This is a genomic window from Streptomyces sp. DSM 116793 (assembly GCF_057320905.1).
The window spans coordinates 6,560,502-6,584,156 of the sequence record NZ_CM170494.1; the positions used below are offsets into that span (position 1 = coordinate 6,560,502).

Annotated in this window: 20 protein-coding genes and 2 pseudogenes; 14 read left to right on the plus strand and 8 right to left on the minus strand. The window is 71.8% G+C overall.

Features of this window, described 5'->3' with window-relative positions; genetic code table 11:
- Positions 1-32: 32 nt before the first annotated feature.
- From ACSMXW_RS25805 to ACSMXW_RS25845, 9 genes and pseudogenes are all read left to right on the plus strand, one after another.
- Positions 33-1,025: an N-acetylglucosamine kinase gene (locus tag ACSMXW_RS25805; RefSeq protein WP_485799770.1), complete on the plus strand. Its 993-nt coding sequence runs from the start codon at positions 33-35 to the stop codon at positions 1,023-1,025.
- A complete protein-coding gene (locus tag ACSMXW_RS25810) occupies positions 1,022-1,984 on the plus strand; it encodes a DMT family transporter (RefSeq protein ID WP_485799772.1) in 963 nt (320 codons plus the stop codon). Before ACSMXW_RS25805 ends, ACSMXW_RS25810 begins: the two co-directional genes overlap by 4 nt.
- Positions 1,985-2,104: 120 nt before the next feature.
- The gene (locus ACSMXW_RS25815) at positions 2,105-2,953 is read left to right on the plus strand and encodes a class II fructose-bisphosphate aldolase (RefSeq protein WP_485799774.1); all 849 of its coding nucleotides are present in this window, start codon (positions 2,105-2,107) and stop codon (positions 2,951-2,953) included.
- Between the two features lie 358 nt (positions 2,954-3,311).
- Positions 3,312-3,476 (plus strand): annotated as a pseudogene (locus ACSMXW_RS25820) (ISAzo13 family transposase); the annotation flags it as partial.
- Positions 3,477-3,647: 171 nt separating this feature from the next.
- Positions 3,648-4,343: an RICIN domain-containing protein gene (locus ACSMXW_RS25825; protein WP_485799776.1), complete on the plus strand. Its 696-nt coding sequence runs from the start codon at positions 3,648-3,650 to the stop codon at positions 4,341-4,343.
- A 638-nt stretch (positions 4,344-4,981) separates the two neighbouring features.
- Positions 4,982-8,311: a sensor histidine kinase gene (locus tag ACSMXW_RS25830; RefSeq protein WP_485808319.1), complete on the plus strand. Its 3,330-nt coding sequence runs from the start codon at positions 4,982-4,984 to the stop codon at positions 8,309-8,311.
- Positions 8,308-8,742, plus strand: coding sequence for a roadblock/LC7 domain-containing protein (locus ACSMXW_RS25835; RefSeq protein WP_485799777.1), 435 nt, complete (start codon positions 8,308-8,310; stop codon positions 8,740-8,742). The genes ACSMXW_RS25830 and ACSMXW_RS25835 overlap by 4 nt, the downstream gene beginning before the upstream one ends.
- Entirely contained in the window at positions 8,739-9,119 is a 381-nt protein-coding gene (locus ACSMXW_RS25840; RefSeq protein ID WP_485799779.1) for a DUF742 domain-containing protein, read from the plus strand. The genes ACSMXW_RS25835 and ACSMXW_RS25840 overlap by 4 nt, the downstream gene beginning before the upstream one ends.
- A gap of 115 nt (positions 9,120-9,234) precedes the next feature.
- Positions 9,235-9,645, plus strand: coding sequence for a nitroreductase/quinone reductase family protein (locus tag ACSMXW_RS25845; RefSeq protein WP_485799780.1), 411 nt, complete (start codon positions 9,235-9,237; stop codon positions 9,643-9,645).
- Between the two features lie 94 nt (positions 9,646-9,739).
- Here the strand turns inward: ACSMXW_RS25845 and ACSMXW_RS25850 are convergent, their stop codons facing one another.
- Positions 9,740-10,102 (minus strand): aldo/keto reductase, encoded by a 363-nt coding sequence (locus ACSMXW_RS25850; RefSeq protein ID WP_485808320.1) that lies wholly within the window; start codon positions 10,100-10,102, stop codon positions 9,740-9,742.
- Between the two features lie 64 nt (positions 10,103-10,166).
- Here ACSMXW_RS25850 and ACSMXW_RS25855 point away from each other — a divergent pair, with 64 nt between their 5' ends.
- The 5 genes and pseudogenes from ACSMXW_RS25855 to ACSMXW_RS25875 all read left to right on the plus strand — a co-directional run bounded on the left by ACSMXW_RS25855 (position 10,167) and on the right by ACSMXW_RS25875 (position 13,540).
- Positions 10,167-10,757: a TetR/AcrR family transcriptional regulator gene (locus tag ACSMXW_RS25855; protein ID WP_485799781.1), complete on the plus strand. Its 591-nt coding sequence runs from the start codon at positions 10,167-10,169 to the stop codon at positions 10,755-10,757.
- A 243-nt stretch (positions 10,758-11,000) separates the two neighbouring features.
- A pseudogene (locus ACSMXW_RS25860) lies at positions 11,001-11,162 on the plus strand (alcohol dehydrogenase); the annotation flags it as partial.
- A gap of 80 nt (positions 11,163-11,242) precedes the next feature.
- The gene (locus tag ACSMXW_RS25865) at positions 11,243-11,968 is read left to right on the plus strand and encodes a hypothetical protein (protein WP_485799782.1); all 726 of its coding nucleotides are present in this window, start codon (positions 11,243-11,245) and stop codon (positions 11,966-11,968) included.
- A 37-nt stretch (positions 11,969-12,005) separates the two neighbouring features.
- On the plus strand, positions 12,006-12,722 hold the full coding sequence (locus ACSMXW_RS25870; protein WP_485799783.1) for a hypothetical protein: 717 nt from the start codon (positions 12,006-12,008) through the stop codon (positions 12,720-12,722).
- Between the two features lie 179 nt (positions 12,723-12,901).
- Positions 12,902-13,540: a 4Fe-4S single cluster domain-containing protein gene (locus ACSMXW_RS25875; protein ID WP_485799784.1), complete on the plus strand. Its 639-nt coding sequence runs from the start codon at positions 12,902-12,904 to the stop codon at positions 13,538-13,540.
- A gap of 102 nt (positions 13,541-13,642) precedes the next feature.
- Here the strand turns inward: ACSMXW_RS25875 and ACSMXW_RS25880 are convergent, their stop codons facing one another.
- The 7 genes from ACSMXW_RS25880 to ACSMXW_RS25910 form a co-directional block, all read right to left on the minus strand.
- Complete coding sequence (locus ACSMXW_RS25880; protein ID WP_485799785.1) at positions 13,643-15,472, minus strand: hypothetical protein; 1,830 nt, start codon at positions 15,470-15,472, stop codon at positions 13,643-13,645.
- A 155-nt stretch (positions 15,473-15,627) separates the two neighbouring features.
- Complete coding sequence (locus tag ACSMXW_RS25885; RefSeq protein WP_485799786.1) at positions 15,628-16,386, minus strand: class I SAM-dependent methyltransferase; 759 nt, start codon at positions 16,384-16,386, stop codon at positions 15,628-15,630.
- A 236-nt stretch (positions 16,387-16,622) separates the two neighbouring features.
- Entirely contained in the window at positions 16,623-17,855 is a 1,233-nt protein-coding gene (locus tag ACSMXW_RS25890) for an aminotransferase class V-fold PLP-dependent enzyme (RefSeq protein WP_485799787.1), read from the minus strand.
- 5 nt (positions 17,856-17,860) lie between these two features.
- Entirely contained in the window at positions 17,861-19,234 is a 1,374-nt protein-coding gene (locus tag ACSMXW_RS25895; protein ID WP_485799788.1) for a pyridoxal-phosphate dependent enzyme, read from the minus strand.
- Positions 19,231-20,742, minus strand: coding sequence for an alanine racemase (locus ACSMXW_RS25900; RefSeq protein ID WP_485799789.1), 1,512 nt, complete (start codon positions 20,740-20,742; stop codon positions 19,231-19,233). The genes ACSMXW_RS25895 and ACSMXW_RS25900 overlap by 4 nt, the downstream gene beginning before the upstream one ends.
- 379 nt (positions 20,743-21,121) lie before the next feature.
- Positions 21,122-21,922, minus strand: coding sequence for a GNAT family N-acetyltransferase (locus tag ACSMXW_RS25905; protein ID WP_485799790.1), 801 nt, complete (start codon positions 21,920-21,922; stop codon positions 21,122-21,124).
- Positions 21,923-22,492: 570 nt separating this feature from the next.
- A complete protein-coding gene (locus ACSMXW_RS25910; RefSeq protein WP_485799791.1) occupies positions 22,493-23,458 on the minus strand; it encodes a polysaccharide pyruvyl transferase family protein in 966 nt (321 codons plus the stop codon).
- Between the last annotated feature and the right edge of the window lie 197 nt (positions 23,459-23,655).

A 23,655-nucleotide genomic window follows, 5' to 3' on the forward strand; every position in this document is an offset into this window, starting at 1 on the left:
GTGCGGCGATGGCGCCGGACGGAGGTTGCACGATGTTCCTGGGTGTCGATGGCGGGGGTACCAAGACCGCGTTCTGCCTGGTCGACCGGTCCGGTCGGGTGGTGGGACGGGCACAGGCGGCTAGCTCGTACTACTTCTCCGACGGCATCGACCTCGTCGGGCGCGTCCTGAAGCAGGGCGTGGACGCGGTCTGCGCGGCAGCCGGGCTGACCCCGGCCGACATCGATCACGCCTTCTTCGGCCTGCCCGGTTACGGAGAGGCCCCGGGCGACCTGCCCATTCTGGACGCGACACCGGAAGCGGTGCTGGGGCACCACCGCTATGCCTGCAACAACGACATGGTCTGCGGTTGGGCCGGTTCACTGGGCGCGGTCGACGGCATCAACGTCATCAGCGGTACCGGCTCGATGACGTACGGCGAGCGGCGTGGCCGAGGGGTGCGCGTCGGCGGCTGGGGCGAGCTGTTCGGCGACGAGGGATCGGCCTACTGGATCGCGATCCGCGGCCTGGGCGCCTTCGCGCGGATGAGCGACGGCCGGCTGCCCGAGGGTCCGCTGGCCGCGCTCCTCCGCCGCCACCTGGACCTCGCGTCCGACCTCGACGTGATCGACGTGGTCCACAACAGGTGGCGGGGCGACCGCGGCCGGGTCGCCACGCTCAGCCGCCGGGTGACCGAGGCGGCCGCTCTGGGCGATGCGTCCGCGGCGGCGATCCTGGCCGAGGCCGGCCGGGAACTCGCGCTGCTCGTCGAGGTCAGCCGCGTGCAGCTGGGGTTCGGACCGGACGAGACCGTACCCGTCTCCTACTCCGGTGGCACCTTCGGCGCCGACGCGGTCCTGGAGGCGTTCAAAGCGGGGCTGAAGAATGGTTACAGCAACTACGAGCTGCGACGACCCCTGTACGAGCCGGTCATCGGTGCCGCTCTCTACGCGGCGAAACTCGCCGGAACCCCGCTCGACCGGACCGCACTCGACGCGCTGCGCACGGTCCCGGTCCCCCCTGACTCAGGAGAGGACAGCCAATGATCAACGCCAGAAGAAGCTGGATGCTGTATGCGACCCTGCTGGTCGTGTTCTGGGGCGTCTGGGGCGCCTTCTCCAGCCAACCGAACACCCGGTACGGCTACCCCAACGAGATGATCTACATCATCTGGGCCTTCACCATGCTCATACCGGCGTTCTTCGCGATGCGCGGCAAACGGTTCGACCGCCGGCCGGCCGCCGCGGTGTGGGGACTGCTCGCCGGACTGACCGGCGCGGGCGGACAACTGCTGCTGTTCCAGGCGCTCGCCGACGGCCCCGCGTACCTGATCTTCCCCGTGGTGTCGCTCTCCCCGGTGATCACCGTGCTCATGGCGATGGCACTGCTGCGTGAACGGATCGCCCGGCTCGCCGCCGTGGGAGTGGTCGCCGCGCTGGTGTCAATCGTGCTGCTCAGCATCCCCGGTGGCGGGGGCGGCGCGAACTCGCACGGTCCATGGCTGCTGATGGCTGTCCTGATCTGCGTCGCCTGGGGCGCTCAGGCGTACTGCATGCGCAAGGCGGCACTCATCGGGGTCAACGAGGCGACGACCTTCGGGTGGATGACCATCAGCGGGCTGCTGCTGGTTCCGGTGGCGTTCGCGATGATGGGCGGCCTGCCGCCCAGCGCCCCCTGGCAGGCGCCGGCACTCACCGCCGTGACCCAGGTGCTCAACGCGGTCGGCGCGCTGTTCCTCGTCATGGCGCTCAGCCGGGGCAAGGCCACGGTGGTCGCCCCCCTCACCAACGCGCTGGCCCCGGTGCTGACCATCGTGCTGTCCCTGGCGGTCTACCGGACGCTGCCCAACGTGTGGGGCAGCATCGGCATAGTGCTCGCCCTCGGCGGCTCGACCCTGATGGTCTACAGCGACGAGAAGAGCGGCGAGGACGCCGTGGCCCCGGGCGCGGACGCCGACGCGGCGGACGGCACCCCGCACGCGACTCCCGCCGCGCACAGACCCTGATCGAAAGGCACCCCTGCGCGGACCGGTAACGGACGTGCCCCGTCCGTACCCGCCCGCGCACGGCACGTCCGTACCGGCCGCCACGAAGCAGGCCGGCCACGAAAGCGAGGCGAACAACCCATGCCGTTGGTCTCCACACGCGAACTCGTCGCGAAGGCCGCTGCCGGCCACCGGGCCGTCGCCGCGTTCAACGTGATCACGCTGGAGCACGCCGAGGCGGTGACCGACGGCGCCGCCGCGGCAGGCATCCCGGTGATCCTGCAGATCAGCGAGAACGCCGTGCGGTTCCACAACGGGCGGGTCGAGCCCATCGCGCGGGCCGCGGCGGAGGTCGGCCGCATCTGTGGCGTCGACGTCGCACTGCATCTGGACCACGTGACGGACATGCGACTGCTGCGCACGGCGGCCGACGCCGGGTTCTCCTCCGCGATGTTCGACGCCGGGGCACAGCCGTACACCGTGAACCTCGCCGCCACCCGTGCCGCGGCCGAGTGGGCACACGGCGCGGGGCTGTGGCTGGAGGCCGAACTCGGCTACGTGGGCGGCAAACCCGACGCCCCCGCGAACGCCCACGCGGCCGGGGTGCGCACCGACCCGCAGGAGGCGGCGCGCTACGTCGCGGACACCGGCGTGGACGCCCTGGCCGTCGCCGTCGGCAGCAGCCACGCGATGACCGAGCGCTCGGCGTCCCTGGACCACGCACTGATCGAACGTCTACGGGAAGCCGTGCCCGTCCCCCTTGTACTGCACGGTTCGTCGGGCGTCGACGACCATGAACTGCGGCGCGCCGTCCGGGCGGGCATCGCGAAGGTCAACATCGGCACGGCACTCGGCATGGCCTTCACGCGCGCGGTCCGCGAGGCGCTGGCAGCCCAGCCGGACCAGACGGACCCCCGCCCATACCTGGCCCGCGGTCGGCAGGCCATGGCGGAGGCGGTACGGCAACTGCTCCCGGTCGTGAGCGGCTGAGACAACAGGCATCGACCGCACCGGGCCCGAGACCAACGACCGCCCGAGGCTCAGGACCAGCACGCTGTGGGGGACGCCCCAGGCGCAAAGGCTCCTGCGCACCCGCGTCCTCGGCAGAGCTGTCAACGAGTGCAGATACGCAGCGTGAGCTGCAGGATGACTTCCCGAGCCCCACAACCTAGGCCCGCATCCGCCGCCGCAAATCCACCCGCCCTCGGGGAACTTGTCCGCTCTCGCGGGCCTGGTGGGCCAGAAGAGCAGCTCTGATCAGCGTCGATAGCGAACGGCGACTGGAGTGACTCAGGGTCTGCCGACCATCAAGGTGTTGCTTTCAGGGGCCGGGGCTCGTTGGTGTCGTATGCGCATCTCGGATGAGGCCCGTGAGCAACTCGCCGTGAAGTTCACCGTGTTGTTCCCGCATCTGGACGAACGACAGCGGCGACTACCGATGGCCGCAGAGGCCCGAGGGCTGGGACATGGCGGCATTCGAGCCGTGGCTCGGGCGGCCGGGGTGAATGAGAGCCGTGGGTTACGGCCCCGATGAACCCGACCTGCTCGTCTACCTGATTTACCTGGTTACCGCCCGCTCGGAACCACAGCGGTTCATTCGTCCGAGGGATACTCCGCGGACCTCCACAGCCCGGATACTGCCCGTAGCTGTGGCAGCGCTAAAGGTAAAGGAGCGTGGTCGCTCATGCCCACGGGGATGTGTCCGCGCAGGATAAGGTTCGCGGCGGTGATCACGGCCGTGTCGAGCGCGCTCGCCCTTGCTCCGGCTTCTGCCCATGCCGCGGACAGCGGGGTGGCCGCGCCCCGACAACTCTGGGACCGATCATCGAAAGTCGTCCGGATCGTGGACGTGTCGTCCCCGGCCGAGATTCCAGCAGTCAGGGCCTCCCTCGCCTCCGAGCGAGCTCGGGGCCTGAAGCTCGTCTACCGCCTGCGGCACATCATCACGAACGCGGTCACCGAGACCAACAAGTGCCTCGATGCGGACGCCAACACGCTCCCGGCCAACGGCACCAAAGTGCAGATCTGGGACTGCAACAACGCGGCGAACCAGGTCTGGTACATGTCGGAAGCTCGCAACGCACCTTCACCGGACTATTACAACCTGCAGGTCGGCGCGGGCAGCCAACCGTACAAATGCCTGGACGCCGACGCCAACACCCTCCCGGCCAACGGCACCAAGGTCCAGCTGTGGGACTGCAACGGAGGAGCCAACCAGTTGTGGGAGATGGACCTGCGCAATTACCCGGACTGGTTCTTCAACCTCGCCGCCAGCGAGTGCCTTGACGCGGACGCCAACACCCTTCCGGCCAACGGCACCAAGGTCCAGATCTGGGACTGCCACCGGGGCCCCAACCAGTTGTGGGAGATCTACGGCTGAACGTGCATGTTCTGCGTGAACCGGCGGCAGGTCGCGACGCTCCCCGGGATGACGACCCCGGCGTGATCCCCGCCGGCTTCGAGGTGCTGAAACTGCCCACTGAGCGTTTTCAGCGGCGTCTCTCCAGGGCGAGGACGGCTTTGGCGATGACCCCGTTTCCGTGAGGCGGCCACCAGCCGTGTACCGGCTCGGTTCACCCATGAGGCCGGCGTCGAACTCGGCGGCGTGGTCTTTCGAATACCGGGGGCGGCAGGTCGGTACCGGCGACACGGGGCCGGTTCCCGTGAACACGTCGAAAACCGCGGTGGAACAGCGGGCCAGGACAATCGGAGACGCCATGTACATGCGCTGACGCCCCGTCATACGATGCGGTGCGCAGCCCCGTTCGGCCCGCGCCGGGGTCGGGACGGAGCGGCAGGCGTGGCAGGTGCGTGACCAGCCCCAGGGGTTTAGGTATTCGTGTTCCGTCCTCCCCGGGGTCGCACTAGCATCACGCCACCTACACGTCGTCAGACTGCGGCGCCCGTTGCCGGGGGCCGCTGCGGGGGAACATGACAACGCTGAAAAGCGGGTCGGGGCGGGACGGCCAGGTCTCCCGCCTCGGTTCGCTCCGTATGGTTCTCGTCTTCTTGGCCCTTGTGCCGAGCCTCGCGCTGCTCGCCCTCTGGGGCCTGAGCACCGCCCAGCTCGGCCTCGACTGGCAGAGGCTCGCCGCGCAGGACACCCTCACCGACCGCAGCGGGGCGCTCGCCCGCGACGTCACGCTCCAGATCCAGGAGGAGCGCCGGCTCACCGGCCTGGTGATCGCGGACGACACCGCCTCCAAGGACGCCATGATGGCCCAGCGCAGACGCACCGACGAGGCGATCGACGCGTTACGGGACGCGACCGCCGGCAAGCCCTCCGCCCTGCTCAGGAGCCAGCTCCGCGACGCGCTCGGCAAGGAACGCGACGCCGTCCTCCAGGTCCGCGAGATCCGCAGGTCCGTCGACGAGCACACCATCACCGACGAGATCGCCTTCCAGTCGTTCACCGGCATCATCGAGTCGGGACTCGCCTTCTTCGAGGCCCTCGGCAACGCCGACAACGGCGAGCTGGCCACCGCGTTCCAGCCGCTCACCGACCTGATGTGGGCCGACGAGATGCTCTCCCGTGAGGACGCGGTGCTCAGCTACAGCTGGGCCTCCGACAGTTTCCGCCAGGACGACCGGTCCAACTTCAGCCAGTGGATCGGCACCCAGACCTTCCTCCTCGACAGCGAGATCACCCCCCGGGTCACCGAGGACGAGCGGGACAGCCTGCAGAACCTCACCGGCAACGACGCCTGGGAGACCAAGACCGTCGTGGAGGCCACCCTCATCGGCCACCACCCCGTGGACACCGCCGACCTGCCCCGCACCAGTGGCCAGTGGCGGCAGGCGATGCGCACGGTCAAGCCGCAGTTCGTCTCGATCATCGGCCGGCGCGCCGCGGTCGCCGACCGCGTCGCCGACGGCGCGGTGGACGAGCTGAAGGTCCGCATGCGCACCTACGGCGCCCTCTGCCTGGGCACCGTCCTCGTCGTGATCGTCCTCAGCGTGCTGCTCACCGGCTCGCTGCGGCGCCGCATCCTCGCCCTGCGCGACGAGGCCGCCCGCCTGGAGACGGAACTGCCCGCGGTCATGGAGCGGCTTCGGGCCGGTGAGTACGTCGATGTGGATGCCGTGGACGCCATCGACGCCGTGGCCGCCGAGGCCCGCGAGATCCCCTACCGGCACGACGAGCTGGGCCGGCTCGGCCAGGCGCTCAACACCGCCCGGCGCACCGCGATCGAGACCGCCGTCCGCGAGACCGAGCAGCACCGCGGCTTCCAGCAGATGCTGCAGCGCATCGCCCGCCGCACCCAGCTCCTCATCGGCCTCCAGCTCAAGAAGCTCGACGAGATGGAGCGCGGCCAGGAGGACCCGGAGATCCTGGAGGGCCTGTTCGACCTCGACCACCTGACGTCCCGCCTGCGCCGCTACGAGGAGAACCTGGTGGTGCTCGGCGGCGGGCAGCCGCAGCGCCGCTGGCGCAAGCCGGTCCGGGCCGTCGACGTACTGCGCGCCGCCCTCGGCGAGGTGCAGGACTACCGCAGGATCCAGATCGAGGTCGGTCCCGACACCTGGCTCTCCGGACGCGCGGTCGGCCCCCTCGTGCACATCCTGGCCGAGCTGATGGAGAACGCCGCCGCGTTCTCGAAGCCGCCCAACCCGGTCGAGGCACGCGCCGGACTGGTCGGCCGGGGGCTCGCCGTGGAGATCGAGGACCGCGGCCTCGGCATGGACCCCGAGGGCTACGACGCCGTCAACAGGCTGATGGCCGAGCCCCCCGAACTGGACGTGGTCGCCCGCGCGGAGGACGCCAGGCTCGGCCTGTACGTGGTGGCGCGGCTCGCCTCCGACCTGGGGCTCCAGGTGGAGTTCCGGCCCTCGGTGTACGGCGGTACACGGGTGATCGTGATGGTCCCCGCGGACCTGGTCGCGGAGCCGCCCCCGCCGGGCGCGGCGGACGTGGAGACGCCGGTCAGCTCCCGGGCGCGCCTGCGGGCCGCCAACACCCCCGACGGCACCGGCCGCCACCGGGCCACCCGGCGCACGGATCCGGTGCGGGAGGTCGCGGGTCCGGTGTGGGACTCTGCGGGTCCGGCTCGGGAGGTGGCAGGCCCGGGTCGGGGGGTTGCGGGTTCAGCTCGGGAGGTGGCGGCTCCGGCTCGGGAAGCGGCGCCGGTGCGCGCCCGGCGGCAGCCCGGGGACGGCGCGGTGGGCGGCGGGCGGCAGCCCGGCGACGGCGCGGTGGGCGGCGGGCGGCAGCCCGGGGACGGCGCGGTGGGCGCCGGACAGCAGCCCGGGCACGCCCGCGCCGAGTTGCCGCCCGCGCCCCGGCCGGACCCGTCGTCCCCCGTGCAGGGGGCCGCACTTCTGCCTCCGTGGGGCACAGCTCAGGGCGTACGGCAGGACGCGCCGCAGGACGTGGCTCAGGTGCCCGCGCAGGCCGGTGCCGCCGGGCAGGACGGTGACCCAGGGCGGGGCGGTGCGCTCGGGCGGGGTGATGTTTCCGATCAGGGCGGTGCGTCCGGGCGGGGTGTCCCGTCGTGGGCCGGCACCGCTCCCGAACCGGCCGACGAGGGGCCGTCCCGGCTCCCGGCCCGCACACGCGGCCAGGGACCGGAGATCCCGGTCCGCTCGCCGTCCGCCCCGACACCGGGAGCGGACGCACAGCGGCCCCCGGGCCCCGGCCCCGACTCGCTCCCGGCCCCGGGACCGCTGCCGCGCCGTACGGCCGCCGCTCCGTCCGGTGGTCGCGTCCCGGGCGCCACCTCGGCCGGCTCCGGCCCCGACGCCGCACCCGGCCCCCTCTCCCCGCTGCCCAAGCGCGTCCGGCAGGCCAGCATCGCGCCCGAGTTGAAGGATCCCCGGCGCGGTCCCCGCAGGCCCGGCGGCCAGGACGGCCGCGAGCCACGCGAGAACCCGCACCCGGAGCGGTCCGGCGCCGCGATCGGTGCGTTCCAGCGGCAGTCCCGGCTGTCCCGCGGCCGACGGCCGCAGGTGCCCGAGGGGCCGTCGCGGTGGAGCGGCCGACCGGCGCAGCCGACTGACGGGCCGCAACGGAGTGGCCGACCAGGGCAGGAGACCGATGGGCCGCCGGCGTGGAGTGGCCGACCAGGGCAGGAGACCGATGGGCCGCCGGCGTGGAGCGGCCGACCACCGCAGGAGACCGATGGGCCGCCGCGATGGGAGGGCCACTCACCACAGGAAGGCGATGAGCCGCCGCCGCGGGGTGGCCGACCGCCGCGGGAAGCCGACGCACCGCCGGAGTGGAGCGGCCCGCCGCCGCGGGAACCCGACGCACCGCCGGGCCGGGTCGGCCGGCCGCCGGGGACCGCCCCGCCCGCCCCCGGTGCACCCACACCCGATTCCCGTCCGACCTTCACGGAAGATGCGCCATGACACAGCGAACCACCGCTACCGACCGGGACCTCGACTGGCTGCTGGACGGCCTGGTCGGCCAGGTCGCCGGTGCCCGGCACGCCATCGTCCTGTCCGACGACGGACTCGTGGTCAGCCAGTCGGACACCCTGGAACGCGCCGACGCCGAGCGGCTCGCCGCCATCGCCACCGGCCACCAGAGCCTGGCCCGGGGCGTCGACGACCTGTTCGACGGCGGCGACGTGCGCCAGGTCATCGTCGAGCTGACGGACCTGTGGCTCTTCATCACCACCGCGGGCCGCGGCACCCATCTGGCCGTGGTGGCCTCCCAGGACGTGGACGCCGAACTGATGTCCGTGGCCATGCACACCCTGATCCAGCAGGTCGGCAGGAAGCTCGGTACGGAGCACCGGACACAGACCGGTGGCACCGACGGGGGTGGGCGTGTGTGAGCCACTGGACGGACGGCCTGGAACCGGACGCCGATGACTCACTGGTCCGGCCCTTCACGATCACCCGGGGCCGCACCGCCCCCGGGCGCTCCGACCTCGAACTGATCACGGTGGTCACCACCGTCGCCCCCGAGGGCGAACCGGCGCCACGCCCCGGCCTGGAACCGGAGCACCGCAGGATCGTCAACCAGTGCCGGACGCCCGCGGTGGTGGCGGAGGTCAGCGCGGACCTCAACCTCCCGGTGTCCGTGACGAAGATCCTCATCGGCGACCTGCTCCAGTTCGGCCTGGTGGTGGCACGGGCCCCGGTGGGCAGGACCGGCACCTTCGACCTCGGTCTGCTCCAGGCGGTGAGAGAGGGACTGGAACGACTCTGACCGCCGCTGCCGGGAGGGTGAGTCCGGCGGCGGGCCGTGCGCCGGGCACCCCGCCCGGCCGCGGGCGGCCGATAATCGCCGGGAGGAACCCGGCACCACGGCAGGGAGAACAGGCATGGCCCAGTACGACGACATCAAGCACCGGGTCGTGACGGCGTTCCAGCGCCACGTCGCCAACCCGCTCGCCAGCCGGCTGCCGAGCCAGGTCCTCCTGGAGACCACGGGCCGCACCTCCGGCCTGCCACGCCGCACCCCGGTCGGCGGGCGCCGCACCGGTGACGCGTTCTGGCTGGTCTCGGAGTACGGCGAGAAGTCGCACTACGTGCGCAACATCCAGGCCGACCCCCGTGTCCGCGTCCGCCTCAAGGGCCACTGGCACACCGGCACGGCCCACCTCCTCCCCGAGGACGACGCCGCGGCCCGCCTCAGAACCCTGCCCCGCCTCAACAGCGCGGCGGTCCGCGCCCTGGGCACGAACCTGCTGACCGTCCGGGTCGACTTGGACGACGACGTGACCGGCGACTGATTTCCTCCAAGGAATTTCTGCAGGGGTACTTCGCGAAGTGGACCGCGGAGGCGGGAGCACGCACCCGAACCCGGCGTACTTGCCGAGCAGTTCCTCATGGTCTTCGGCGGAGCGTTGTCCCCGCGGCACTCCGGGGCAATCCATGGGAGGCGAGCCGGGGAGAGGCGGTGGGCGGACGCCCGTCCACCGCGGCACCTGCGAACTGGAGCATCGGTGCCAGCGTCCTGTTGTTGTCCGCTGGGAAGTTCAGCCCGGGTGCGGACACCGCGTCCAGCTCGGCACTCCGTGTGTCGGACAGCGTGACGTCCGGAGCAGCCAGGTTGGCGTCGAACTGGTCGATACGACGCGCGCCGATCAACGTGGTCGTCATACCGGGACGGCTGCGAGCCCAGGCCGAGGCCACCGCAGCGGGACTGGCGCCCAACTCCTCGGCGACCGCACGAATGGCCAGCGGCAGAAGAGTGCGTGCTCCATTTTGACATTCTAAGCCGACCGGTCATACTTATTGGAGGAGGTGTCTCATGGCGCGCACCAAGGGCCCCGCATTCTTCGACACGAAGCAGCGGCTGAGCGATGCGGCTCTCGACCAGTTCCACCGGAAGGGCTACAACGGCACCAGCGTCCAGGACCTGGTCACCGCGGCCGGCGCGCCGAAGGGCACGTTCTACAACCACTTCGCGAGCAAGGAGGATCTTGCTCTGGAGGCGGTCCGCAGATACGCAGGTGAACTCGGCATCGAGGCCCTGGCGGACTCCTCGGCCGGCAGTCCGCTGGAGCGCATCCGGCGGCATTTTGCCGGTCTCGTCGCCGCCGGTCTTGCGGTTGCGGCCGAGCGGGGATGCTTGATCGGCAATCTGGCTGGCGAGGTGCCCGCGCACAGTCCTGTCGTGGCGGCGGCCATAGGAGCCTATTTCGACACCTGGGTGGCTGCCCTCTCCCGTGCGATCGAGGAGGCCAAGCAGGCGGGGGAGATCACCACCGACGTTCCCGCCGAGGATCTGGCCGAGTTCCTCGTGAACGCCTGGGAAGGCGGGGCGGTCCACGCCAAGACCACGGCGTCGGCGAACCCCGTACGGACCTTCGAGCGCATGGTCGCGCACCTGCTGCGCTGATCGCGGCAGCGGGGACCGCGCGCACCGATGTGCGCCTATTTAGAGACGACCAGTCATACTTATCCAGTGAAAGGAATCATGTCCACATAAGCCGTTTACGAAGCAACGGAAGCCGGCCGGCGCCCTCCGGCGCGCAGAGCGCGATCTCCGCTCCCCCGCAGCAGGAGAAGTCCGGGTCCGTGTCGAGGCGTGCGGCATCTGCCGCTCGGACACCCTGACCGTGCCTGAACGGCCACTGCGGCGGGGTGCCGCGTGGCCCCGGTCAGCCGCGGGCCGGAGAAGGCGAAGGCTGTGCGGGCGCTCGGCGCGGAGCACTACATCGACGCGTCGGTGACCGATCCGGGACGCGCGCTCGCCGAGCTCGGCGGCGCCGCGGCCGTTATCACCACCGCGGCGGGCCGCTGACCCACAGGCCGTCCTCGGCCTCCACCCTCATTCGGGGCTCTCCGCCCCTGAGGAACAGCGTAGAAGAAGGGCAATACCCCATGACCGACCTCAAGGACATCGTGCTCGCCGCACACGGCGACATCGCGCGCTGGCGCTCCTACTCCACGCTCACCGCCCACGTCGTCAACGGCGGGGCCCTGTGGGGGATGAAGGGCCAGGACGGTGTGCTCCAGGAGTACACGGCGAGCATCGAGCTGCACCGCCAGTTCGCCTCCCACACGCCATTCGGCGAGCCGGGACTTCGCAGTTCGTTCACCCCGCAACGAGTGGCCGTCGAGACCACCGACGGCACGGTGCTGGAGGAGCGCGTCGACCCGCGCTCCGCCTTTGCCGGCCACGCCCTCGAAACCCAGTGGGACCGACTGCACGCCGCCTACTTCACGGGTTACGCGATGTGGACGTACCTCACCGAGCCCTTTCAGTTCGCCGAGCCGGGCTTCGCCTTCGCGGAGCTCGCCCCCTGGCAGGAGAACGGCGAGACGTGGCGGCGCCTCCAGGTCACCTGGCCGGAGCGGCTGCACGCCCACACCCGGGTGCAGACCTATTACATCGACGGCGACGGCCTGATACGGCGCCACGACTACTACCCCGACGTGTTCGGCCCAGGGGACGGCGTCTCGGCGCACTACAGCTGGGACCACCGGGACTTCGACGGCTTCGTCTTCCCGACGAAGCGGAGTGTCCACCTGACCGATGAGGGTGGCCACTCACTGCCTGAACCGGTCGTCGTCTCGATCGAACTCGACGACATCCGGCTCGGCTGAACCGCCCCGCGAAAAAGATTCGAAAGGAACACCGGACATGTCATCGCTGCTTGCCAAGGTCATCGACGCCCACGGGGGTCTCACCCCGTGGCGCAATGCGACAACGATCGAAGCGGACGTCACCTACGGCGGGCCGTTCTGGGAGTTCAAGGGAGTTCCCGATTTCGTCGGCACCGACCACGTCGTCGCCGACATCCACCGCCAGCGGGCGTCCCTGACCCAGCCCTCGGGACGCGTCATCGTCTTCGACAAGGAGGCGGAACTCCTCACCGTCAAGGACCCCGACGGTACGGAGGAGCACCTGAAGAAGCCGCGGGCGAGCTTCGACGGATACACCATCGACAGCCCCTGGACCGTGGCCCAGGCGGGCTACTTCCGGGCGTACGCCACCTGGAGCTACCTCGTCGAGCCGTTCCTGTTCACCTACCCCGGAGTCGAAACCGCCGAGATCGAGCCGTGGACGGAGGGCGGTGAGACCTGGCAGGGGCTGAGCGTGACGTTCCCCACCACTCTCGACGTGCACAACACCGTCCAGCTCTATTACTTCGACGCCACCGGCATGCAGCGCCGGATCGACTGCCAGCCCGAGGTCAACGGCGGCTCGCCCACCGCGCACTACGACACGCGGCACGAGACGGTCGACGGGGTCGTGGTGACCACGCAGCGTCAGATTTTCATCCGCAACGAGGACCGGACACCGGACCGTTCGTGGATGCCGATCAGCATTGACGCCAGCGGCATCAGGCTGCGCTGACTGCTCGGCGACCGGGCTGCGCCGACCTTGGTCACCGAAGCGGCCCGCCCGGTCACCGGCGGTTCGCATAGGCTCGCGGGGTCCGCACGGGCGCGCCTCCGTCCCGGTCGGCCGCCGCGTCCAAGGACGAGCCCCGGCGGGCGACCCCCGCCCGACCACGCCGACCAAGGAGCCGGAACATGGAGACGCAGACCCCCCACACTCTGCGTCTCCACGGCTTCGCAGCCCACAGCGCCGCCAACGGCCCCGGCACCCGAGCCGTGATCTGGGTCCAGGGCTGCACCCTGGCCTGCCCCGGCTGCTTCAACCCCGAGACCCACCCGCGGAACGCGGGAGACGCGGCGGACGCGAGCGACGGGCGAGAAGTGACCGTCGATACCCTCTTCGACCGCATCCGCCGCCTGGGCGACCGCATCGAGGGCGTGACGATCAGCGGCGGTGAACCGCTCCAGCAACGCCGCCCCGTCCTCCGCCTCCTGGAGCGCGTCCGCGCGGAGACCTCCCTGTCCACCCTGCTCCTCACCGGCTACCGCCGCACCGAGGTGGACCGGATGGCCGAGGCCCCGCGCCTGTACGCCTGCCTGGACGTGCTGCTCGCCGGCCGCTACGAGCGCGAGCGCCACCTCGCCCGGGGCCTGCGCGGCTCCGCCAACAAGACCGTGCACCTCCTGAGCGACCGCTACACACTCGCAGACCTGGACGCGGTCCCCGACGCGGAAGTGGTCATCCACCCCGACGGCCACCTCACCCTCACCGGCATCGACCCGCTCACCTTGGGCGTGGCGGGGGCGGACGGTGACGGTGCACCGCGTACGTAACGGGCGAAGGCACGGCGTGAGGCCTGCCGAGTCCGGGCCGCGGCGAACGGCCGGCGCCGCGGGCCGGACGGTCCCCGCGGTGCCGGAGCCGCCGGCGGCCCCTCAGAAGCTCACCGGTGACGTCCGTGTGCACTTCTTCCACTCCACCCATGGCCGTGTGCCGTCCGCCACCGGGGCCATCGCGTACTGGGGATTGCCGGTGACCGTCTGCTGCTTGTGCTCGTGGGAGACGGTGATGCCGAAGATCTTGAAGCCGAGGGAGGCCTCGCCGAGGGCCACGCCGAAGCCGATGCCGAGCGAGGCGTTCCACCAGTCGGTGTTGGCCGCGTAGTCGATCTTCGAGAGCTGCGCCTTGTCGTGCAGCAGCCGCTCGATGGGCGTGGCGTCGGGGGCCTGTGGCCTGGCCGCGTCGGACGGGCTCGGCAGCTCGTCGGAGGCCGGATCGTCGCCCCGGCCGCGCAGCCAGTTCTCGACCGTGTCGCTGTCCTTGCCGCTCAGGTCGACCTGCGCCGACTCCGTGTGGATCGTCGACCTGGTCTTGCCCCCGCCGCCGCCGACGTCGATGGTCACGGGGCCCGCGTTGGCCCCGGCCCCGGCCTCCGCGCCCTCGGTCGTCCCCGACTCGTCGCTGGTCGTGATCGTCAGCTTCTGCGGGTGGTGCGGCGTCCCGTCCTTCTCCTCCTGGTCGTAGGCGGCGGCGTCGTACGTCACGGACACCTGCTGCATCCGGGACGCCCGGGCCTGTCCGCCCGGGCCCGCGTTCCCGCCCAGCGAGAACGTGTACACGAATGTGATCTTGCCGGCGTCCTTGCCGGTCCTGGTACGCATCACCGTCACGTCCTCGGACATCGAACCGGTGAGCCCGTCCGCGGAGATGCTGCCTATGCCGTCGTCCTCCTTGTCGTCACCCTTGTTGTCATCGTCCTTCTTGCCGTCCCCTTTCTTGTCGCCGTCCTTGCCGTCCTTGCCGTCCTTGCCGTCCTTGCCGTCCTTGTCACCCTTCTCGTCCTTGGGGCCCTTCTTGAACGCCTTGCCGAAGCTCACGCCGCCGGAGACCGTGTCCGTCGTCTTGGTGACGTCCACGTCGGGCATCGCCTCCGCGTCGGCCTCGTCCATCTCCTCGTGCGCGTCGTTCTCACAGCCGGCGACGCTGATCGGATTGACCATGGGAGGCATGGCCTCGCAGGTGTCCTCGTCCCGCATGCCCTGGATGAACTTCTTCGCGTCGCCCATGTTGGCCTCCAGGTCGGCCTGCGGGTCGTCCGACTTGTGCTTGTTGAACACCCACTGGCCGCCCTTGCTGTTGCCGTGCAGGTAGTCGACGCTCAGCGAGGCCTCGCCACCCCAGTCCTTCAGGCCCGGAATGCCCGCCGAGATGCCGGCGCCCGCCCCGATCGCTGAGGTCTCCACCTCCTGGACGGTGACCTCGCCGTTGGACCACTGCTGCACCATCAGCTCCGTGGAGCCGCTTATCTTGAAGAAGAGGATGTCGACCAGGACCGTGTCCTTCTTCTTGTCCTGGGCCAGCAGGCACTTCGACGGTTCGAACGGGTCGTCCCCGCCGCCCGGGGGAGTGCCCGGGCCGCCGGCCTGGTCGGTGTCGCAGGCGCCGCCCTCGTCGAAACGGACGACCCTGCACACCGCGTCGTGGAAGCCGGTGGCGACGTCACCGGGCACGGAGAGCGCGAGCAGCGCCCCGACTATGAGCGCGACGAGCCCTATGAGGGCGACGTACTCCAGGCTGGCCTGGGCGCGGTCGCGGTCGCGGGGGAACGTGCCGGAACGGCGGCGGGGGAGGAAGCCGGAGGAGCCCTGCCGGACATCGAAACAACGTTGTCGGACATCGAAACAACGTTGTCGGCCGCTGTAACGACGTTGTCGGACGGTGAAACAACGTTGTCCTGCGCCGTTTCCGCCATCTCTCCAGCGCATCGCAAGAGCCCCTTACGATCGGTCCGGCCCGCTGAGGTCCCCCCGACCGTAGAAATCGGGCAGGGCCCAAGGGCAGAGCCTTCGAGGCCCAAGACGGGCCTAAAGAAGGGGAGTTGGGGGCCCAGCGTCCTTTGGGCCCCGGCGGTGGCGCGGTCCTATCGCACGGCCACGATCACATGGCTGTCCCCCCACTGCCAGACCGTCCCGGCCCGGGTGAAGCCGGCCCCCCGGAGCAGGCGGAGGTGGGCGGTGGGGGAGAGGCCGGCGGGGGCGCACGGCCCGGTGCCGCGGCGGTCGCGCTCGGCCAGCAGGTCGGCCAGTTCGGGGTCGGCGGCGACGGCCGCCCACCAGGACTCCCAGTCCTCGTGGTCGTAGGCCCGCTGCCGCTCGGCCGCCCGGCGCCCGACCCACCCGGTGACCGCGGCGAGGCCGGGGTCGTCCTGCGGGAGGTGGTCGCCGTTGATGAGGACGCCGCCCGGCCGCAGGAGTGCGGCGAGCTGCCGGTAGGTGCGGCGCAGGGTGGTCGGCGCGAGGTAGTGCAGGGCGGTGGTGGAGACGGCCGCGTCCAGGGGCCGGTCCAGGCCCAGGGCTCGAGTCCAGCCCGGCGCGCCGATGACCGCGTCGACGTAGCGTGCGGCGTCCGGGTGGTGGGTGCGGGCCAGTTCGAGCAGCAGCGGGTCGCGGTCCACGGCCACGATGTCGGCGGCGGGCAGCCGCCGGGCCAGCCGGGCCGCGAGCGAGCCGGGGCCGCAGCCCAGGTCGACGACCAGCGGCCGGCCCGCGGTGCCCGCGACCGCGTGCTCCACGACGTCCGCGATCACATGGAAGCGGTCCTCGCGACCGACCGCGTAACGCCGCTGCTGGTGCTCCCAGCGGTCCACCCATCGCTCGGCCGTCGCCAGGCTCAGCCCCATCCCGTCGTGCCACCTTGCCGTTCTCGCACTGCCTCTTCCGACTGCACGTCAGACCCTACAGGTGGAAACGGTTTCCAATTGCACTTCGGGTCCGGGTTCCCCCGTATTGCTGACCGGAGAACGCGTCTTGGGCGGGCTGCCGGACCGTTCGGTGCGCAGGGGGACCCGATGTGAGGTCGCCCCTGCCGGGGCCGGGCCCGACCTGGAGGGTGCCCGCAAGGGGTGCGGGGGTGCGGTCACTGGAGGGACGCCAGTACCGACAGCAGACGGTCGATTTCCGCGACCGTGTTGTAGACGTGCAGACTCACCCGCACCGACCCCTCCCGCTCACCCCCGTCCCCCTGGCAGTGGTTGTCGGAGCGGACCATGAAGCCGTGGCTGAAGAGGATGAACCCGAGGTCGCCGGAGTCGATCGCGCGGTGCCGGAACGTGACGATGCCCTGCCGCTGCTGCACCGCCGAGTCCGCGGCGAGGCTGAGCGGGCAGCCGAGCACCTGGTAGGCGTCCAGGTGCCGCAGCCCCTCGGTGAGCCGCGCCGCCAGCGCGACCGTCCAGCGCTCTATGCGGTCGCACCCCGCTACGTCCAGCCAGTCCAGCGCGGCGGCGAGGGAGGCGACGCCCGCCGTGTTCGGGGTGCCGCTCCAGCCGTCCGGAACGAACGCGGGCCCGCGCGCCTGACGGGCCCAGACCGCGCCGGAACCGGGCAGCGCCAGCGCCTTGTGCCCGGAGAAGACGACGAAGTCGACGTCGAGGTCCGCCACCGACACCGGCAGGTGACCGACGCTCTGGGCGGCGTCCAGGCAGATCACCGCATCCGGGCCGACCGCCTCCCGGATGCGGTGCACGTTCATGTTCCCGCCGTAGACGTGGTGGACGTGCGTGACGGCCACGAACCGGGTCCGGGGGCCGGCCAGGTGGGCCAGCGCGGCGTGGTCGTAGTCCCCGGAACTCCGCTGGTAGGGCATCTCGACGACCTTCACGCGCACCCCGCGGGCGGCCAGCGTCCGCCGGGCCTTGAGCCAGGGCACGATGTTCGCCTGGTGGTCGGCGACCGGGACGACGATCTCGTCGCCGTCGGCGAGCAGCGCGGGCAGCCAGTCGAGGGCGACGGTCGCGAGCCCCTCCGTGGTGCCGCTGGTGAAGTGCACGGCGGAGCGGTCCGGCGCCGGGTCGCCCAGGAAGCGCTTGACCCGCTCGCGGGTCTCCTCGACGAGCGCCGTGGTCCGGTTGGCCCACGGGTAGGTGCCGCGCCCGGCGTTCGCGTTGGACCCGGTCAGGTACGTCTGCACGGCGTCGAGCACGGCGGCGGGCTTCTGCGTGGTGGCCGCGCTGTCCAGGTAGGCCAGCTGCGGGTGCCCGGTGATGATGGGGAACTGCGCGCGGAGCCCCTGCTGCCAGTCCAGCAGGTCCGCGGTGCCCGCCGGGTCCGGGCCGTGGTCGGAAGAGGGCGCGGGCGCGGGTGCGGCCATGGCGGTCAGTCCCGCACCAGCGGTGCGCCCGCGTCGCGCCACGCGATGATGCCCCCGGCCAGGCTGCGCACGTCCGGATGCCCCATACGGGCGAGCAGCGCGGCGTACCGGCCGGACTTCTCGCCCACCGGACACGCCAGCAGCACGGGGCGGCTGCGGCTGAACGGCAGCCCGCCGCGGAGCAGTTCGTCGAAGACCTCGTCGACGATGTTGACCGAGCCGTCGATGTGCAGCGCGGCGTACGCGTACGGGCTGCGCAGGTCGACGACGAGCGGCCGTCCGGTGGCGAGCCACGCTTGGGCGTCCGCGACGCCGATGGCGGGGGCCGCACGTATCTCCGCCTCGGACAGGTCGGCGAGCGCGGTGCCGCGGCGGGCGGCGCCGAACAGGTCGGGGCGGCGCCGGCGGACGTAGCTCAGGTAGCTCTCCACGCGGTCGCAGACAATGAACACGGCGGTCTGGCGCCCGGTCGGCTCCGTCGGCTCCGTGGGCCCCGTGGACCCGGCCGGTCCCCTCCGGCCGGCCAGCTCGGCGTCGGCCTGCCGCAGCCGCCGGACCGCACCGAAGTAGGCGGCACCGCCGGTGGGGCCTGCCATGATGCCGCACCGGCGGTTCAGCGTCAGCATCCCCTCGATCGCGTCGTCGGCGCTCACCGCCTCCACCGACTCGTAGGTGCCCGGGTCGAAGAGACCGACTTCGTGGGCCTCGTCGATGGTGCGGATGCCCGGGATGAAGTCCGACTTCTCCGCGACCAGGCCGACGACCCGCACGTCCGGGTCATGGCCGCGGAGCGCCTGGGCGACGCCGGTGGAGGAGCCCGCGGTGCCCACACAGGCGATGAACCAGTCCGGCGCCCGCCCGCCGAGGTCCTTGACGATCTCGGGTCCCGTGCCGGTGAGGTGGGCCTCCGTGTTCCGCGGGTTGAAGTACTGGTCGGTGTGCAGGTAGGTGCTCCCGGGCTCGGACAGCGCCTGGTGGAAGAGGGTCAGCGGGTCGTCCGCCGCGGTCGGGTCGAGGCACTCGCTCTGCCCGGGCAGCTCCTCGATCTCCGCGCCGAGGAGCAGCAGCAGGTCCTTGATCTCCGGGACCCGCATCCGGTTGGTGACGCTCTTGAAGCCCAGGCCGTGCATGCCCGCGATGACGGCGAGCGCCTTGGCGGTGTTGCCGCTGGACAGCTCGACGACCTGGCTGCCGTCCCGGGCCGCGGCGGCCAGGTGCGGGCCGACCATGTGCCAGGCGGCGCGGTCCTTCACCGAGCCGAACGGGTTCAGCAGCTCCAGCTTGGCGTACAGGTCGATGTGCGCCAGGCCGTGCACGGCCGGGTCGATCCGGACGAGCGGGGTGTTGCCGATGGCCTCGGTGATGCTGTCGTACCTCACTGGGCTCCTTCCGAGGGCGTGGTCGGCCAGTACTGATCGTCCAGGCACCAGCGCCATCCGCCCGCCTCCTGCCAGACGGCTGCCGTCCTGGCGACGGGCTGGTGCTGGGCGCGGGTGGCGTGGAAGTCCATGGCGTACCCGGCGGTGTTCGCGAAGGCCAGCAGGTCGCCCGGCGCCGGGCGGTGCGGCAGGAAGACCGTCCGCCGCGTGACCATGTCCGACTCCAGGCAGAGGCTGCCGAACAGGTGGACGGCGACGGGGCCCGCGCCGTCCCGCGCCCGGCCCGCCGGCGCCCCGTCCGCCGGCCCCGGAACCGCCGCCCCGGCAACCGCCGGCACCAGCACCGGATCCACCAGCACCCCGTGCTGCTCCAGGGCCATGTCGCCGGCCGTCAGCGCCAGCCGCACCATGAACGCCCCGTCGTCCTTTGGCCCGCGCACCTCAAGCACCTTCGCCAGCGTCAGCCCGCACTGGTCCACCAGCGCCCGGCCGGGCTCGGTGTACAGGTCGCAGAGGTGGTCGAGGAGGAGCGACCCCAGCGGTCTGCCGCCGAGCGCGGCGGCGGGCCGCGCGAGCAGCTCGTCGAGGTAGCGGGCGCCGGCGACCGGCCGGTGGGCCGGGTAGAGGCCGAGGGCGCCGCGCAGCGTGCCGGAGTCGCTGCGCAGCCCGTAGCCGTGCCCGCCCCGGGTCAGCGGGGGACGGGTGCCGAGGACGGCGGCCGTCAGCTCGCTCGTGTACCGCTCCCACTGTTCCCGGTGGGCGAGGTAGCTGACGCCGAACCCGCCGCCGACGTCCAGGGCCCGGGGCCGCAGCCCGCGCTTGCGGCACTCCTCCAGGGCCGTCAGGCAGCCCTCCAGGGCCGCGGCCTTCTCGGCGATGCTGGTGGTGTCCAGGTGGTAGGCCACACCGGCGGGCTCGACGGCGTCGGCGTGCCGCTCGGCCGCGTCGAGCAGGGCGTCCAGCTCCCGCAGGGGCGTGCCGAAGCGGCTGCGGCGGCTCAGCACCCGGACACCGGAGGTCTCGAAGCCGGACAACCGCAGCAGCGCGGTGGCCCGGGGCAGCGCATGGCCCCGCACCAGTGCGGCCAGCTGCTCCAGCTCGGCGCGCGAGTCCAGGCTGACGGTGACGCCGGTGCGGGCGGCGAGCCAGAGGAACTCGGGGTTCTTGGGCCCGGTCGCCACGATCCGGCCGGGCGTGAACCCGGCGCCCAGCGCGTGCTGCAACTCGCCCAGCGAGGCGACGTCCACCCCCGCGTCCGTGGCGGCGAGACGGCGCAGCAGGGCGCTGGAGCGATTGGCCTTGTGGGCGAGGAAGACCTGCCCGGACAGGTGGTGCGCCCGGTACACCGCACGGAACTCCGCCAGGTTCTCGGCGATCTGGTCGGGGACGACCACGTTCAGCGGGGAGCCCAGGGCGCCGGTGAGCGTGTGCAGCAGCTCGGTGGCCGCGAGCAACGCGCTGAGCCGCGGTCCGAGCCGCGGTTCGAGATACAAGGGCTGCCCGCCCATGCCAGGTCCCTCCCCGCCCGCGGCGCCGCAACCGGCATCCCGGGCACGGCCGGTCACTTCCCCTCGGTTCGCCGTATAAGCCCTTCCCTTCTGCGATCCGTTTACGCACGAACGGCCGTCTCCGGGGAGCCTGCGAAGATGAGAACCATTGTCACGGCTGGCCCGGCGCCGCCCCCGCGACCGTGCGCCGCCCGCACCCGCGGCTGGTGACCGTCCTGAGGGAGATGAGAGGGCCCGCGCTCCTTCGGGCCTCAGGGGCGGCCGCTATGCACCTGGCACTCCCCGGCCCGCCATGTTCTGCTTCCCCATCACTTCGACGAGGTCACCCGCAGTCCTCGCGTGCGTCATGGCCGGTGGAGCGAGTACTCGCGCCGCCGGATCAGTCTTTCAGGCCGTAGAAGTGGATCGGTGAGCCCGGCTTGAAGCCGATGCGCTCGTACACGGGGGCCCCGGCGACTGTCGCGTGCAGTGTGGCGCGGGTCAGTCCGGTGGCCCGGGCGCCCTCGAACAGGGCCTTGCGTGTGACCGCCTCGCCGAATCCTCTGCGCTGCCACTCGGGGTCCGTGGCGACGAGCACGACGAAGAGGCGGTCTTCCGTGGGGATGGTGCCGGCGCAGGCCACCGGGACGTCGCCTCGCATGGCCAGGTAGGCGTACACCTCGTTCTTCCAGAGCGTGGACCCGATGAGCCCGTCGCGGCCCTCCTCCAGGGGGAACCCGTAGCCGCGCGAGTTGAGATCCGCGTAGGCTCGCAGGTGCTCGTCGGTGGTCACGCGCACGAAGGTCAGGTCCGGGTGAACCGGTTCGGGAACAGGGAGTATGTCTCCGGCCATGGCCGTACCGGGGAAGGCGTGCTGAAGGCCTGCTTGCCCGGCCGCTGTCTGAAGCGTGGAGCGGGCCTCGTCGTCGAGAAGGTCTTCGAAGAGCCACAGGAAGCCCGGGTGCTTCTTCGACCGCATGATGTCCGCTGTCCGGCTCAGACGTTGCCCGAGCGTCTTCGCGTCCGCGCCCACATCGGTCAGGGTGATGGTGTTCCAGAAAGCGAAACGGCAGTCGGCCCAACGAACGGCGATGCCCGGAAGGTCTCGCACATCCGCATCCGCGTTCCGGTCGAGAACCATGGAACGCCAGCCCACAGCGAGCTGCTCCACCGATTCGATGGACTCCGCAAGATCAGTCATCGCAACTCCGTGCATCATCGAGGAAACCTCTGATCAGTGCTACACCATCCTTCGTCCCCCTGGATCAGTGGGTCCCCCTTCGTGTGGATCAGTGGGTCCCTTCGTGCCATCCGCCCCGCGCGGAGCCGGTCCACAGCGGCGTCGGTTCACCGCGTCGTGAACAGGCCCGGGGCGTCAGGGCCACACCGGGGCGCCGGTCACCAGAGGCACCCCCCGAAACGGTTGAGCAGCCACCGGTTGAGGGCGGCTCGGTGACCGGCACGCCACAGGGGTCATCGCAGAGGGCCGCGCACGGCCGGCCACCACAGGAGGGCAAGGAGGGCGCAACCGGTGGCCCAGGCGGCGAGGCGCGCGCCGCCACCTCCGCCTGGGCCGCGCGGCCGGGTGTACGAAGAGGTTCCGGGCCGCTTCCTGATCAGCTCCGACAGCAGATCCCCGCCTCCTCCCCCGCCTCCTGCCCGAGCCGCCCGTCGAGTCCGCCGTGACCCGGCCGAAGTGCGCTGCCGACTCACCGCCGTGTAGTACGTGGGCCGGCTGAGGCCCGGCTGTGGCGGGTGCCGGACGCAGGCGTCAGGCCGAGGGCGGCGCGCCTCCGGGGAGCCGGGGCCGCGGCCGACGACCCCCGGACGCCAGGGTGGCGACGAGCCGTTCCGCGCCGTCCGGCGTGGGGCCCGCGGCGAACTCCCCGGCCCGGCGCCGGGCCAGCGCGGTGCCCTCGGTGCGGCACCACGCCCACCACCGGTCGAGCGACGCCTCGCAGACGTCGTCCGCGGCCAGCACGGCGGGCCACCCGCAAGCGCGCCCCTGCGCGGAAACCTTCGCGCCGCCGGCCACCGGATCCACCGCCAGCGCGGGCACCCCCACCCGCAGTGCGAGGACCAGCCCGTGCAGACGATCGGTCACCACCACATCCAGGCCGGCCAGGACGGACAGCAGCTGTCCGGGCGTCGCGGCGTGCCGCCAGTCGTGGGCGTCCAGCCGGGTGTCCAGCGGCAGCCGTGCGCAGTCCCGCCGGGCGAGCCACCGCGTCAGCCGCTCCGCCACGTCGTCGTGGCGCCGCCGCTCCCCGTACTCCCCCTGCCCCCGGGTGAGGATCACCCCCACCACCGGAACCCGCGGGATGCCCGGCGCCGCCGCCGCGAGGTCACGCCGCGGCTCCGCATGCGGCGCATCGCGGGAGAGGATATGGTCGAAACCGGTAGAAGAAAGGTCATCTTCGGCTATGACGGATGTGCCCACCGCGATCCGCCGGCACCGGTGGAACCTGCGGTGCACCTCCTCCACCTGGGGCCCGTGCAACGGGCCGCAGACAAACACCAGATGGGAATAGGCGTCCGGATCCGCATGGTCGAGCCGGAGCCCCGCGGGCCGGAAGCCCGGACTCCACGCCGTGTCGTACGGCACCCCCGAGGCGTCCAGGACCGCCTGGACCCGGTGCAGAGCCAGCACGTCCCCGGCCGTGACCTCGCCGTCGGAGAAGCTGAACCAGCCGGCGAGCAGGACCCTGAGGGGTTCGCCGGGTCCGCCGGCCCGCACGCCGGCGGCGGTTCCCGCGGGCCCCGGTCCGGGGCCGGGCCCTGGCCCGACAAGCGCCCCGGGGCAGCGGTCGTCCGCCGACCGGGGCGTCGGCCGGGGCGCTGGCTGCGGGGCTGACTGCGGCACTGTCCGGCTCCGGCGGTCGACGGCGTCCGGCACGCGCCGTGCGGCGCGGAACGTCCGGGTCCCCGGCGGGC